Genomic DNA, 13,800 nt, shown 5'->3' on the forward strand with positions numbered 1-13,800 from the left:
ATTTGCTACGCTCCCCGCATGGGCTTCCCAACCGACCCCGGCGAGGAGCTGGTCGTGCTGCTCGGCGAGGACGGCGAGGCGATCGGCACGGCCCCCAAGGCCACGGTGCACAGCACGTCCACGCCGCTCCACCTGGCCTTCTCGTGCCACCTCCTCGACGCCGAGGGGAGGATGCTCGTCACGCGCCGCGCGCTCTCGAAGATCGCCTGGCCGGGCGTCTGGACGAACGCCGCCTGCGGGCATCCCGCCCCGGGCGAGGCGATGGAGGACGCGGTGCGCCGCCGCCTCGCGCAGGAGCTCGGCACGGGCGTGACGGGCCTCGAGCTCGTCCTCCCCGCCTTCTCGTACCGGGCGGTCGACGCGAGCGGCATCGTCGAGCACGAGGTGTGCCCCGTCTACGTCGGCCGGATCGACGGCGCGCTCGAGCCGAGCCCCGCCGAGGTCGCCGAGTGGCAGTGGGTCGAGCCCGAGCGGCTCGCGCAGGCGCTCCGCGCCACCCCGTGGGCCTTCAGCCCCTGGCTCGTGCTGCAGGCCGAGCAGCTGCCCGTGCTGGCGGGTGCCGCGTGACCGCGGTCGACGCCCCCACGACCCTCGCGGAGGTCGAGTCGCGCATCCGCGCCATCGTCGCGCCCACCGGCCCGCACCCCGTGCAGTCCGAGGCCGAGCGCGCCGCCGTCGGCGGCAAGCTGCTGCGGCCCCGCCTCGTCATCGCGGCGGCGGGCGAGGGCGCGGACCACGACGCCGTCGTCGCCGTCGGCGCCGCCCTCGAACTGCTGCACGTCGCGCTGCTCGTGCACGACGACGTCATCGACGGCGACGACGAGCGACGGGGCGTCCCCTCGATCGCCGGCGCCGCGGTCCGCGCCGCCCACGAGGCCGGCCTCGGCGCCGAGCACGCCGCGCGCCTCGGCCTCACGACCGCCGTCGTCTCGGGCGATGTGCTGCTCGCGCGCGCCCTCGCCGAGCTCGTCCGGCTCGACCTGCCGCTCGGCGCCCGCCGGGCCATCGCCGACGTCGTCGAGCGCTCGCTCGTGCGCGCGGCCGAGGGCGAGCACGACGACGTGATGCTCGCGGGCGGCGAGGCCGACGAGCAGGCGATCCTTCGCGTGCTCGAGCGGAAGACCGCCGACTACTCCTTCCGCGCTCCGCTCGAGCTCGGCGCGATCCTCGGCGGACGGCCCGCTGCGGCCGTCGCCGCGCTCGGCGAGATCGGCATGCGCATGGGCGTGGTGTACCAGCTGCGCGACGACGTCCTGGGCGTCTTCGGCGACGAGGCGATCACCGGCAAGAGCGCGCTCAGCGACATCCGCGCGGGCGCCCCGACGATGCTCGCGCTCCTCGCGCGCCGCGACGCCGCGTGGGCGACGATCGAGCGGCACTACGGCGACCCCGCGGCCGACGAGGGCGCGGCCGCCCGCGTGCGCGCCGTCGTACGCGGCAGCGGCGCGCTCGACGAGCTCGAGCGGCGAATCGCGGACGGCGCCGACGAGGTGCGCGCGCTCATCGACGCCGCCCCGGTCGAGGAGGCGCTGCGCTGCGCGCTCACCGGCATCCTCGAGCGCTGCGTGGAGCGAGCGCGATGACCGCCGCGCCCACGTCCCGCACGGGCTCCGGCACCACGGGCCTCGCCCTCTACACCGCCACGGCGCGGCGCGCGAGCGAGACCGTCATCCAGGCGTACTCGACCTCCTTCGGCATGGCGAGCAGGCTGCTGCCGCCCGGCATGCGCGGCGACATCCAGGCGGTGTACGCCCTCGTGCGCGTCGCCGACGAGATCGTCGACGGGCCGGGCGCCGAGTCCGGCCTCGACGCGGCGCAGTGCGGCGAGGTGCTCGACGCGCTCGAGGCCGAGGTCGCCCGCGCGATCGCCACGGGCTTCAGCGCCGACCTGGTCGTGCACGCCTTCGCCGAGACCGCGCGCCGCGCGGGCATCGGGGCCGAGCACACCGCGCCGTTCTTCGCCGCGATGCGGCGCGACCTCGACCCTGTCGACTTCGCCGACGAGCGCGAGCTGCGCGACTACGTCTACGGCTCCGCCGAGGTCGTCGGCCTCATGTGCGTGCGCTGCTTCACGGCGGGCCGGCCCATGCAGGACGCAGAGGCCCGGCGCGTCGCCCGCGGCGCCCGTGCCCTGGGCAGCGCCTTCCAGGTCGTCAACTTCCTGCGCGACCTCGGCGCCGACGCCGACGGGCTCGGCCGCGCCTACCTGCCCGGTCTCGACCCGGCGCACCCCACCGAGCAGGCAGTCGCGCGCGTGCTCGACCGCCTCGAGGGCGAGCTGCGCATCGCCCGCGCCACCATCCCGAGCCTCCCGGCCGAGGCCCGGCCCGCGGTGCTCGCCGCGCACGACCTCTTCGCCGCGCTCGCGCGCCGCATCCGCGCCACGCCGGCCGCCGAGCCGCCGCGCCGCCGCATCAGCGTGCCCGCGGGCGAGAAGGCCGCGATCCTCGCGCGGGCCGCGCTCGGCGCCGGCGTCGCGCGCGCGGGCCTCGCCCGCCGCGAGCAGCCCGCGCCCGTCCGAGGGCTCGCCCGATGAGCCGCATCGTCGTCATCGGCGGCGGCATCGCCGGCATCGCCTCCGCGGGTCTCCTCGCGCGCGACGGCCACGAGGTCGTGCTGCTCGAGCAGTCCGAGGAGCTCGGCGGCCGCGCGGGCGTGTGGCGCGAGGGCGGCTTCACCTTCGACACCGGCCCCAGCTGGATGCTCATGCGCGAGCCCTACGAGCACGCGTTCCGGATGCTCGGCTCGAGCCTCGAGGCCGAGGTCGACGTGGTGCGCCTCGACCCCGCCTACCGCGTGCTCTACGAGGGGCGCGAGGAGTCGCTCGTGGTCTCGGGCGACGTCGAGGAGACCATCGCCCGGGTCGAGGCTATGGAGCCGGGCGCGGGCGAGCGGCTGCGCGCGTACCTCGCGTCGGCGACCGAGACGGCGGAGCTCGCCACGAAGGGCCTGCTCTCGAACCGCTTCGACAGCCCGAGCGCCTTCGCGGGCCTCGGTCTCGCCCGTCGGCTGCCCACGCTCGGGCGGCTGCTCGTCGAGACGCTCGAGCGCCGCGTCGCGCGCTCGTTCCGCGACCGCCGCATCCGGCAGGCGCTCGGCTACCCGGCCGTCTTCCTCGGCACGGAGCCCAAGGCCGCACCGTCGATGTACCACCTCATGAGCCACTTCGACCTCGTCGAGGGCGTCTGGTACCCGCAGGGCGGCTTCGGCCGCATCGTCGACGCGCTCGCCCGGCTCTCGCGCGAGGCGGGCGCCGAGCTCCGCACGGGGGAGCGCGTCGAGCGGATCCTCGTGCGCGGCGGCCGCGCGACCGGCGTGCGGCTCGCGAGCGGCGAGGAGCTCGCGGCCGACCTCGTGGTCTCCGCCGCCGACGGCCACGCGACCGACACGCGCCTCCTCGCCCACGTGCCCGGCCTCGCCGAGCGCGCCGAGCGCCGCTGGTCCTCCAAGGTCGCCGGCCCCTCGGCCGTGCTCGTGATGCTCGGCGTCGACGGGCCGCTGCCGCAGCTCGAGCACCACACGCTCCTGTTCACCGAGGACTGGGAGGCCGGCTTCGACCGCATCTTCGGTCCGGAGCCCGCGGATCCCTCGGCGGGCGTCACCGACCCGGCCTCGCTCTACGTCAGCCGCACCTCCGCCACCGACCCCTCGGTGGCGCCCGAGGGCTCCGAGGCGCTCTTCGTGCTCGTGCCGGTGCGCGCCGATCCGAGGCTCGGCGCCGGCGGCGTCGACGGCGCGGGCGACCCGGCCGTCGAGCGCATCGCCGATGCCGCGATCGCGCAGATCGCGGAGTGGGCGGGCATCCCGGACCTCGCCGAGCGGGTGCGCGTGCGCCGCACGATCGGCCCCGCCGACTTCGCGCGCGACCTCGACGCCTGGCGCGGCACGGCGCTCGGGCCCGCGCACACGCTCCGCCAGAGCGCGATGCTGCGCGGCTCCACGAAGCACCGCGAGATCGACGGGCTGCTGCTCGCCGGCTCCACGACGGTCCCCGGCATCGGGGTGCCCATGTGCCTCATCTCCGCCGAGCTCGTCGTGAAGCACGTGCGCGGCGAGCGCACGACGGGGCCGCTGCAGCCGCTGCCCGCCGGCCGCCGCGCCTCGGCGGACGCCTCGTGAGCCTCGTCTACCTCGGCGCGATCCTCGTCTCGGCGCTCGGCGTGGGCGCGATCGACGCGCGCTGGCGGCTCGCGCTCTTCCGCGACGCGCCGCGCGCGATCGGCGCGGTGCTGCTCACGGCGCTCCTGCTGCTCGTGCTCGACCTCTCGGCGATCGCCACCGGCAACTTCCGGCTGGGCGAGTCGCCGTGGATGACGAGCATCGAGGTGCTGCCGCACCTGCCGATCGAGGAGCTCGCGTTCATCACCTTCCTCGCCTACGTCTCGCTCGTCGCGATCGCGGGCGCCGAGCGGCTGCTCGCGGCGCGCAGGAGGGCGGAGCCGTGACCTATGCCGTGCTGCTGCTGCCGTTCCTGGCGGTCTCCGCCGCGCTCGCGGTGCTCGGCCTCCGCAGGGGCAGGAGGGCCTGGGCCGCGCTCGCGCTCGGCGGCGCCGCGGTGCTCGCGCTCACGCTCGTCTTCGACTCCCTCATGATCGCCGCCGACCTCTTCCGCTACGACGACGCGAAGCTGCTCGGCATCGAGATCGGCCTCATCCCGCTCGAGGACCTCGCCTACGCCCTCGTCGCGGTGCTCGCCGTCGCCGGGCTCTGGCGGCTGCTGCCCGCCCGGCAAGACGCGGGCGCGCGCGCCGCGGCGCGACCGGATGACCGCGCGTCGGGCGAGGGGCACGGGCGTGGCTGACACCGCCGAGCTGCGCCTCGGCCGCCGCCTGCTGCTCGCCTCCCGGCCCGTCAGCTGGATCAACACGGCCTTCCCCTTCGCGGCGGCGATGCTGCTGACGACCGGCCAGGTCGACCTCCGGCTCGTGGTGGGCACGCTCTTCTTCCTCGTGCCCTACAACCTCGCGATGTACGGCATCAACGACGTCTTCGACTACGCCTCCGACGCGCAGAACCCCCGCAAGGGCGGTGTCGAGGGGGCGCTCCTGCCGCCGTCGACGCACCGCGCCACGATCACGTGGTCGATCGGGCTCGCGGTGCCGTTCGTCGTCGCGCTCGTGCTGCTCGGCGGCCCTGCGTCGTGGGCGGCGCTCGCGGTGAGCCTCTTCGCGGTCGTCGCGTACTCGGCGAAGGGCCTGCGCTTCAAGGAGGTGCCGGTGCTCGACTCGATCACCTCGAGCACCCACTTCGTGAGCCCCGCCGTCTACGGCCTGCTGCTCGCGGGCGCCGAGTGGACGCCGGGCCTGTGGGCGCTGCTCGCGGCCTTCTTCGCCTGGGGCATGGCGAGCCACGCCTTCGGCGCGGTGCAGGACGTCGTGCCCGACCGCGAGGGAGGCATCGGCTCGATCGCCACGGCGCTCGGCGCGCGCGCCACGGTGCGGCTCGCGATCGGCCTCTGGGCGCTCGCCGGCGTCCTCATGCTCACGACCCCCTGGCCCGGCCCGCTCGCCGCGCTCGTCGCGCTGCCCTACATCTGGCTCGCCGCGCCCTTCTGGTCGGTGACCGACGCGGGCTCGGGCGCCGCGAACCGCGGCTGGCGGCGATTCCTGTGGGTCAACTACGGATGCGGCTTCCTCATCACCATGCTCTGCATCTGGTGGGCGATGATGGGCCGATGAACGAGCGGCAGGGATCCACCGGCCCCGCTCCCCGGGCCACCACCGAGACCACCTCCGAGCCCGTCGAGGTCGACGCGCTCGACCCCGACCTCGCGCCCGAGGCGCCCATGGACCCCGTGCCGGAGGCCGAGCGCCGCCGGGTGCTCGTGACGGGCGCCACGGGCTACGTGGGCGGCCGCCTCATCCCGCGCCTCCTGCACGTCGGGCACTCGGTGCGGGCGCTCGCGCGCGACCCCGGTCGCCTCGCCGACGCCTCCTGGGCAGGCGACGTCGAGGTCGTGCGCGGCGACCTCGAGGACCCGGGCTCGCTCGTCGAGGCCTTCGCGGGCCAGCAGGTCGTCTACCACCTCGTCCACGCCATGAGCGCGGGCGGCGACTTCCAGGCGGCGGAGCTCGAGCAGGCCCGGAACGTCGCGCGCGCGGCGCGCGAGGCGGGCGTCGAGCGCATCGTCTACCTCTCGGGGCTGCACCCGGAGGGCGAGGAGCTCTCGAAGCACCTCGCCTCGCGGGTCGCGGTCGGCGACACGCTGCTCGCCTCCGGCGTGCCCACGATCGTGCTCGAGGCGGGCATCGTCATCGGCACCGGCTCCGCGTCGTTCGAGATGATCCGCCACCTCACCGAGGTGCTGCCGTACATGCCGGCGCCGAAGTGGGTGCGCAACTTCGTGCAGCCCATCGCGGTGCGCGACGTGCTGCACTACCTCGTGCACGCCGCCGTGGTCCCGGCCGAGGTGCACGGCGCCTTCGACGTCGGCGGTCCCGACGTGCTGCGGTACGGCCAGGTCATGAACGGGTACGCCCTCGAGGCGGGGCTCAAGCAGCGGCCCATCGCGTCGCTGCCGGTGCTGACGCCCTGGCTCGCCTCCCACTGGGTCAACCTCGTGACGCCCGTGCCGCGCGCGATCGCGATGCCGCTCATCGGGTCGCTCATGCACGACTGCGTCGTGACGGAGCGCCGCATCGACGCGATCATCCCGCCGCCGGCCGACGGCCTCATCGGCTACCGCCGCGCGGTGCGCCTCGCGCTCGTGCGCGAGCAGCGCGGCGACATCGAGTCGAGCTGGCGCTCGGCCTCCGCGGCGGGCGCGCCCTCGGATCCGCTGCCGAGCGATCCGGGCTGGTCGGGCTCCACCGTCTACGAGGACGCGCGCGAGCGCACGACGAGCGCGCCGCCGGATGCGGTGTGGGAGGTCGTCGAGTCGATCGGCGGCGAGAGCGGCTGGTACTCGGTGCCCATGCTGTGGAGCATCCGCGGCCTCATGGACCGCATCGTCGGCGGCGTCGGGCTCCGGCGCGGCCGCCGCGACCCCGAGCGCCTGCGCGCGAACGACGTCGTCGACTTCTGGCGGGTGGAGCGCATCGAGCGGGGCCGGATGCTGCGGCTGCGCGCCGAGATGAAGGTGCCGGGCCGCGCGTGGATCGAGTTCCGCGTCGACCCGGCCGACGAGCCCGGGTGCACCCGCTACCGGCAGCGCGCGATCTTCCTGCCGAGCGGGCTCGGCGGACGGCTCTACTGGTGGTCGCTCGTGCCGGCGCACCACGTCATCTTCGACACGATGACGACGCGCATCGTGGGCGCCGCCGAGGCGCTCGCCGACGAGCGGCGCCGCGCGCGCGGCTGAGCACCGGTCGCGACTAGCGCCACTCCAGGCGCCACGGGAGCGAGTGCATCGTGAGGCGGTGCCGAGGGCCGTCGTCCGTGTCGGGGGCGCCGTCGTAGCCCTCGTCGCCCTCCCAGCGCACGATGCGCCGGGCCTCGTCCTGCTTCGTCGCATAGCGGCGCGGCTCGCGGCGGGCGATCGCGGCGAGGGCGGCGTCGACCGTGGGGTGGGCGAGCAGCGAGTCGAGCGTGATCCAGGTGGGCGGGAAGAGGCGCATCTGGCCCGCGCCGTGGCGCTTCAGCGCATCGGCCGGCTTGATCCACTCGCTCGCGACCACCTCGGCCTGCTGCAGCCGCAGCTCGCCCTCGACCGCCGGTGCCACGAAGAACCAGGTGATGAAGCGCGTGGCCAGCCCCTCGGGCGGCGTCCAGTGCGCGAGGGGCACGAGGGACGCGGGGTCGATCACGAGGCCCACCTCCTCCTCGGTCTCGCGCACGGCCGCCCGGCGAGCGGCCGTGAGGTCGTCGCCGTCCGCCTGCGCCTCGTCGTGGGGCTCGACGCGGCCGCCGGGGAACACCCAGCCGCCCGCGAAGGAGCCGCGGTCGGGGCGCTGCAGGAGGAGGACCTCGATCGCGCCATGGTCGCCGTCGCGCAGCAGCACGAGGGTCGCTGCGGCAGGGATCTCGCTCATGCGGTCAGGCTACGGCCGGGGCGCGCGACCGCCCGCTCGAATCGCCAGGATCCCGCGCCGTTCCGGGGCAGGGCCGGTCGCCGTCGGCCCCGAGGCACGGCGCGAGCGGAGCCGCCGACCGGGCCCGCGGCCGACCTGCGACACGCGGTGTCGCGCGGAGGTCAGATTGTGTTGTACAGTAGTCAAGTTGCCACCGAGCAGGACTGAGAAGCGGGTGTGAATCTGACACCGAGCGGCGAGTCCGCTGGACAGAGTCCGGCAGGGTGGCAGCCATCGAGAAGTTGCCTCGGCGCTGACCCGGAAGGGAAAGCACGAGAGCGTCCGATCCTTGAGAACTCAACAGCGTGCACAATGTCAAATGCCAAATTTTACTCGTCGTGACCTTTCGGGGTCGCAACGATTCCTTTGGATGATGATGGATTGTCAGTTGACGATCCTTGTTGTCAGATCGAACTCGCTGCCGTCCGGTTTTTCCCCGGTCGGTCAGCAACATTTCTTTACGGAGAGTTTGATCCTGGCTCAGGACGAACGCTGGCGGCGTGCTTAACACATGCAAGTCGAACGATGAAGGAGGAGCTTGCTCCTCTGGATTAGTGGCGAACGGGTGAGTAACACGTGAGCAATCTGCCCTTGACTCTGGGATAAGCGCTGGAAACGGCGTCTAATACCGGATACGACCCTCGGAGGCATCTCCTGTGGGTGGAAAGAACTTCGGTCAAGGATGAGCTCGCGGCCTATCAGCTTGTTGGTGAGGTAATGGCTCACCAAGGCGACGACGGGTAGCCGGCCTGAGAGGGTGACCGGCCACACTGGGACTGAGACACGGCCCAGACTCCTACGGGAGGCAGCAGTGGGGAATATTGCACAATGGGCGCAAGCCTGATGCAGCAACGCCGCGTGAGGGACGACGGCCTTCGGGTTGTAAACCTCTTTTAGCAGGGAAGAAGCGAGAGTGACGGTACCTGCAGAAAAAGCACCGGCTAACTACGTGCCAGCAGCCGCGGTAATACGTAGGGTGCAAGCGTTGTCCGGAATTATTGGGCGTAAAGAGCTCGTAGGCGGTCTGTCGCGTCTGCTGTGAAATCCCGAGGCTCAACCTCGGGCTTGCAGTGGGTACGGGCAGACTAGAGTGCGGTAGGGGAGATTGGAATTCCTGGTGTAGCGGTGGAATGCGCAGATATCAGGAGGAACACCGATGGCGAAGGCAGATCTCTGGGCCGTAACTGACGCTGAGGAGCGAAAGCGTGGGGAGCAAACAGGCTTAGATACCCTGGTAGTCCACGCCGTAAACGTTGGGAACTAGATGTGGGGACCATTCCACGGTCTCCGTGTCGTAGCTAACGCATTAAGTTCCCCGCCTGGGGAGTACGGCCGCAAGGCTAAAACTCAAAGGAATTGACGGGGGCCCGCACAAGCGGCGGAGCATGCGGATTAATTCGATGCAACGCGAAGAACCTTACCAAGGCTTGACATGTACGAGAACGCGCTGGAGACAGCGAACTCTTTGGACACTCGTATACAGGTGGTGCATGGTTGTCGTCAGCTCGTGTCGTGAGATGTTGGGTTAAGTCCCGCAACGAGCGCAACCCTCGTCCTATGTTGCCAGCACGTCATGGTGGGAACTCATGGGATACTGCCGGGGTCAACTCGGAGGAAGGTGGGGATGAGGTCAAATCATCATGCCCCTTATGTCTTGGGCTTCACGCATGCTACAATGGCCGGTACAATGGGCTGCGATACCGCAAGGTGGAGCGAATCCCAAAAAGCCGGTCTCAGTTCGGATTGAGGTCTGCAACTCGACCTCATGAAGTCGGAGTCGCTAGTAATCGCAGATCAGCAACGCTGCGGTGAATACGTTCCCGGGCCTTGTACACACCGCCCGTCAAGTCATGAAAGTCGGTAACACCCGAAGCCGGTGGCCTAACCCTTGTGGAGGGAGCCGTCGAAGGTGGGATCGGTGATTAGGACTAAGTCGTAACAAGGTAGCCGTACCGGAAGGTGCGGCTGGATCACCTCCTTTCTAAGGAGCATCTCGCCCTTCGGGGCGCAGAGCCACTTCGGTCGCGAACGTCGATCGGTGGTCAGCTCATGGGTGGAACATTGACATTGGTGCTCGGACGATCTGTCCTTGTCTAGTACGGCTGCTTCGGCGGTCAGGAAGAGCAGGGTCGGGGAGGCCGGGCACGTGCACGCTGTTGGGTCCTGAGGGACCGGACGGCGCCTTTGGGCGTTGGACGAACCTCTGGGCCGGCCGGCTTCGCAGCAGTGCTGCGGATTCGACGGCACCGACCGTATGTTGAGAACTACACAGTGGACGCGAGCATCTTAGATTCGAGCTTCGGCTCGAGTCTTGATGATCTTTATAGATCATTGGTCGCCGTCGCCTCCGGGTGACGGTGTCCTAACCAAAATACTCATGTATGTGGTCAAGTTTCTAAGAGCAAACGGTGGATGCCTTGGCATCTGGAGCCGATGAAGGACGTAGTAATCTGCGATAAGCCTCGGGGAGCTGATAAACGAGCTTCGATCCGAGGATCTCCGAATGGGGAAACCCCGCTGGGCGGCGTGCCGACCCAGTGACTCCCGCCTGAATATATAGGGCGGGTAGAGGGAACGTGGGGAAGTGAAACATCTCAGTACCCACAGGAAGAGAAAACAACAGTGATTCCGTCAGTAGTGGCGAGCGAACGCGGATCAGGCTAAACCGATCGTGTGTGATAGCCGGCAGGCGTTGCACGATCGGGGTTGTGGGACATCTCAGCTGTTCTGCCGAGCAGCAAGCGTGACAGACCGCGGTAGGCGAAGGACTTGGAAAGGTCCATCGAAGAGGGTGACAATCCCGTAGCCGAAACCGCGCGATGGCGCGAGGTCCATCCCAAGTAGCACGGGGCCCGAGAAATCCCGTGTGAATCTGCCAGGACCACCTGGTAAGCCTAAATACTCCCAGATGACCGATAGCGGACAAGTACCGTGAGGGAAAGGTGAAAAGTACCCCGGGAGGGGAGTGAAATAGTACCTGAAACCGTTTGCTTACAAACCGTCGGAGCAGCCCTAGCAGCTGTGACGGCGTGCCTTTTGAAGAATGAGCCTGCGAGTTAGCGATATGTGGCGAGGTTAACCCGAGTGGGGTAGCCGTAGCGAAAGCGAGTCTGAATAGGGCGATTCAGTCGCATGTCCTAGACCCGAAGCGAAGTGATCTATCCATGGCCAGGTTGAAGCGAGGGTAAGACCTCGTGGAGGACCGAACCCACTTAGGTTGAAAACTGAGGGGATGAGCTGTGGATAGGGGTGAAAGGCCAATCAAACTTCGTGATAGCTGGTTCTCTCCGAAATGCATTTAGGTGCAGCGTTGCGTGTTTCTTGCCGGAGGTAGAGCTACTGGATGGCCGATGGGCCCCAAAAGGTTACTGACGTCAGCCAAACTCCGAATGCCGGTAAGTGAGAGCGCAGCAGTGAGACGGTGGGGGATAAGCTTCATCGTCGAGAGGGAAACAACCCAGACCACCGACTAAGGTCCCCAAGCGTGTGCTAAGTGGAAAAGGATGTGGAGTTGCTTAGACAACCAGGAGGTTGGCTTAGAAGCAGCCACCCTTGAAAGAGTGCGTAATAGCTCACTGGTCAAGTGATTCTGCGCCGACAATGTAACGGGGCTCAAGCACACCACCGAAGTCGTGGAATTCGCGCAACAGCTCGGCAGCCCTTGTGGCTGTCCAGGCGTGCGGATTGGTAGGAGAGCGTCGTGTGGCGAGTGAAGCGGCGGAGGAATCCAGCCGTGGACGCCACACGAGTGAGAATGCAGGCATGAGTAGCGAAAGACTGGCGAGAAACCAGTCCTCCGAAAGACCAAGGGTTCCAGGGTCAAGCTAATCTTCCCTGGGTAAGCCGGGACCTAAGGCGAGGCCGACAGGCGTAGTCGATGGACATCAGGTTGATACTCCTGAGCTGGCGAAGAACCGCCCCAGTCAATCCAGTGGTGCTAAGAGTCCGAATCCTCGGGCCGAACCCTTCGGGGGGACGCCCTTGGGCTAGCACTCGACCCCATGCTGGTGCGGCTAGCGTATTAACAGGTGTGACGCAGGAAGGTAGCAGAACCGGGCCGATGGTTGAGTCCGGGTAAGCCGTAGGGCGTGCGATAGGCAAATCCGTCGCACATATAGCCTGAGAGCTTTGCCGAACCCTAGAGGGAAGTCTGTGATCCTATGCTGCCAAGAAAAGCATCGACGCGAGGTTCTAGTCACCCGTACCCCAAACCGACTCAGGTGGTCAGGTAGAGAATACCAAGGAGATCGAGAGAATCGTGGTTAAGGAACTCGGCAAAATGCCCCCGTAACTTCGGGAGAAGGGGGGCCTGAGGCGTGACAGCACTTGCTGCTGGAAGCGTTTGAAGGCCGCAGAGACCAGTGGGAAGCGACTGTTTACTAAAAACACAGGTCCGTGCGAAGACGCAAGTCGATGTATACGGACTGACGCCTGCCCGGTGCTGGAAGGTTAAGAGGAAGGGTTAGCGCAAGCGAAGCTCAGAATTTAAGCCCCAGTAAACGGCGGTGGTAACTATAACCATCCTAAGGTAGCGAAATTCCTTGTCGGGTAAGTTCCGACCTGCACGAATGGCGTAACGACTTCCCAGCTGTCTCAACCGCGAACTCGGCGAAATTGCACTACGAGTAAAGATGCTCGTTACGCGCAGCAGGACGGAAAGACCCCGTGACCTTTACTACAGCTTGGTATTGGTGTTCGGTGTGGCTTGTGTAGGATAGGTGGGAGACTGTGAAGTATGCACGCCAGTGCATGTGGAGTCATTGTTGAAATACCACTCTGGTCACTCTGGATATCTAACTTCGAACCGTGATCCGGTTCAGGGACAGTGCCTGGTGGGTAGTTTAACTGGGGCGGTTGCCTCCCAAAAAGTAACGGAGGCGCCCAAAGGTTCCCTCAACCTGGTTGGCAATCAGGTGTCGAGTGTAAGTGCACAAGGGAGCTTGACTGTGACAGTGACAACTGGAGCAGGGACGAAAGTCGGGACTAGTGATCCGGCAGTGGCTTGTGGAAGCGCTGTCGCTCAACGGATAAAAGGTACCTCGGGGATAACAGGCTGATCTTGCCCAAGAGTCCATATCGACGGCATGGTTTGGCACCTCGATGTCGGCTCGTCGCATCCTGGGGCTGGAGTAGGTCCCAAGGGTTGGGCTGTTCGCCCATTAAAGCGGCACGCGAGCTGGGTTTAGAACGTCGTGAGACAGTTCGGTCCCTATCCGCTGCGCGCGTTGGAAGTTTGAGAGGATCTGACCCTAGTACGAGAGGACCGGGTTGGACGAACCTCTGGTGTGTCAGTTGTTCTGCCAAGAGCACCGCTGATTAGCTACGTTCGGGATGGATAACCGCTGAAAGCATCTAAGCGGGAAGCCGGCCTCAAGATGAGACTTCCGTGCCTTCGGGCGAGAGGCTCCCAGCCAGACTACTGGGTTGATAGGCCGGATGTGGAAGTGGGGACTAACGACCCATGGAGCTGACCGGTACTAATAAGCCGATGACTTGATAACAACAACATGAGCTTGCTGCTCGCGTCCACTTTGTGGTTCTCGATCGACGGTCGAGAACCGCACCGCACCCCGACACGTTCGGGGAGCTGTGCAGACTGAAGCATCGATAGTGTTTCGGCGGCCATAGCGAGAGGGAAACGCCCGGTCACATTCCGAACCCGGAAGCTAAGGCTCTCAGCGCCGATGGTACTGCAGGGGGGACCCTGTGGGAGAGTAGGACACCGCCGGACTTTCTTTGAGGAAGGGGCCCCAGAACGATCTGGGGCCCCTTTCGCCTTTCCAGGTGGGTG

9 protein-coding genes and 3 rRNA genes are annotated in these 13,800 nt (G+C 67.9%); 11 read left to right on the forward strand and 1 reads right to left on the reverse strand.

Annotated features, from left to right (window positions below):
- Positions 1–18 precede the first annotated feature (18 nt).
- The 8 genes from idi to OVA14_RS05020 are packed head-to-tail and all read left to right on the forward strand — an operon-like array spanning position 19 to position 7,300.
- Complete coding sequence (idi, locus tag OVA14_RS04985; protein ID WP_267505161.1) at positions 19–567, forward strand: isopentenyl-diphosphate Delta-isomerase; 549 nt, start codon at positions 19–21, stop codon at positions 565–567.
- The gene (locus OVA14_RS04990) at positions 564–1,583 is read left to right on the forward strand and encodes a polyprenyl synthetase family protein (RefSeq protein WP_267505162.1); all 1,020 of its coding nucleotides are present in this window, start codon (positions 564–566) and stop codon (positions 1,581–1,583) included. Before idi ends, OVA14_RS04990 begins: the two co-directional genes overlap by 4 nt.
- Positions 1,580–2,536 (forward strand): phytoene/squalene synthase family protein, encoded by a 957-nt coding sequence (locus OVA14_RS04995; RefSeq protein WP_267505163.1) that lies wholly within the window; start codon positions 1,580–1,582, stop codon positions 2,534–2,536. Before OVA14_RS04990 ends, OVA14_RS04995 begins: the two co-directional genes overlap by 4 nt.
- A complete protein-coding gene (gene crtI / locus OVA14_RS05000) occupies positions 2,533–4,119 on the forward strand; it encodes a phytoene desaturase family protein (protein WP_267505164.1) in 1,587 nt (528 codons plus the stop codon). Before OVA14_RS04995 ends, crtI begins: the two co-directional genes overlap by 4 nt.
- Entirely contained in the window at positions 4,116–4,445 is a 330-nt protein-coding gene (locus tag OVA14_RS05005; RefSeq protein WP_267505165.1) for a lycopene cyclase domain-containing protein, read from the forward strand. Before crtI ends, OVA14_RS05005 begins: the two co-directional genes overlap by 4 nt.
- Positions 4,442–4,801, forward strand: a complete 360-nt coding sequence (locus tag OVA14_RS05010; protein WP_267505166.1) for a lycopene cyclase domain-containing protein — start codon at positions 4,442–4,444, stop codon at positions 4,799–4,801. Before OVA14_RS05005 ends, OVA14_RS05010 begins: the two co-directional genes overlap by 4 nt.
- Positions 4,764–5,678: a prenyltransferase gene (locus tag OVA14_RS05015; RefSeq protein ID WP_420710615.1), complete on the forward strand. Its 915-nt coding sequence runs from the start codon at positions 4,764–4,766 to the stop codon at positions 5,676–5,678. Before OVA14_RS05010 ends, OVA14_RS05015 begins: the two co-directional genes overlap by 38 nt.
- A complete protein-coding gene (locus OVA14_RS05020) occupies positions 5,675–7,300 on the forward strand; it encodes an SDR family oxidoreductase (protein ID WP_420710616.1) in 1,626 nt (541 codons plus the stop codon). Before OVA14_RS05015 ends, OVA14_RS05020 begins: the two co-directional genes overlap by 4 nt.
- A 13-nt stretch (positions 7,301–7,313) precedes the next feature.
- Here OVA14_RS05020 and OVA14_RS05025 read toward each other — a convergent pair whose 3' ends face one another.
- On the reverse strand, positions 7,314–7,970 hold the full coding sequence (locus OVA14_RS05025; protein ID WP_267505168.1) for an NUDIX hydrolase: 657 nt from the start codon (positions 7,968–7,970) through the stop codon (positions 7,314–7,316).
- A gap of 496 nt (positions 7,971–8,466) precedes the next feature.
- On the opposite strand from OVA14_RS05025, the gene OVA14_RS05030 reads away from it, so the two are divergent.
- The 3 genes from OVA14_RS05030 to rrf all read left to right on the forward strand — a co-directional run bounded on the left by OVA14_RS05030 (position 8,467) and on the right by rrf (position 13,740).
- A 16S ribosomal RNA gene (locus OVA14_RS05030) occupies positions 8,467–9,990 on the forward strand.
- A 404-nt stretch (positions 9,991–10,394) separates the two neighbouring features.
- Positions 10,395–13,510: ribosomal RNA gene (locus tag OVA14_RS05035) — 23S ribosomal RNA — on the forward strand.
- Between the two features lie 113 nt (positions 13,511–13,623).
- Positions 13,624–13,740: ribosomal RNA gene (gene rrf, locus OVA14_RS05040) — 5S ribosomal RNA — on the forward strand.
- Together the 16S, 23S and 5S rRNA genes form the textbook arrangement of a ribosomal RNA operon.
- Positions 13,741–13,800: the final 60 nt, after the last annotated feature.

It is taken from the genome of Agrococcus sp. SL85 (assembly GCF_026625845.1).
Classification (GTDB): Bacteria; Actinomycetota; Actinomycetes; order Actinomycetales; family Microbacteriaceae; genus Agrococcus.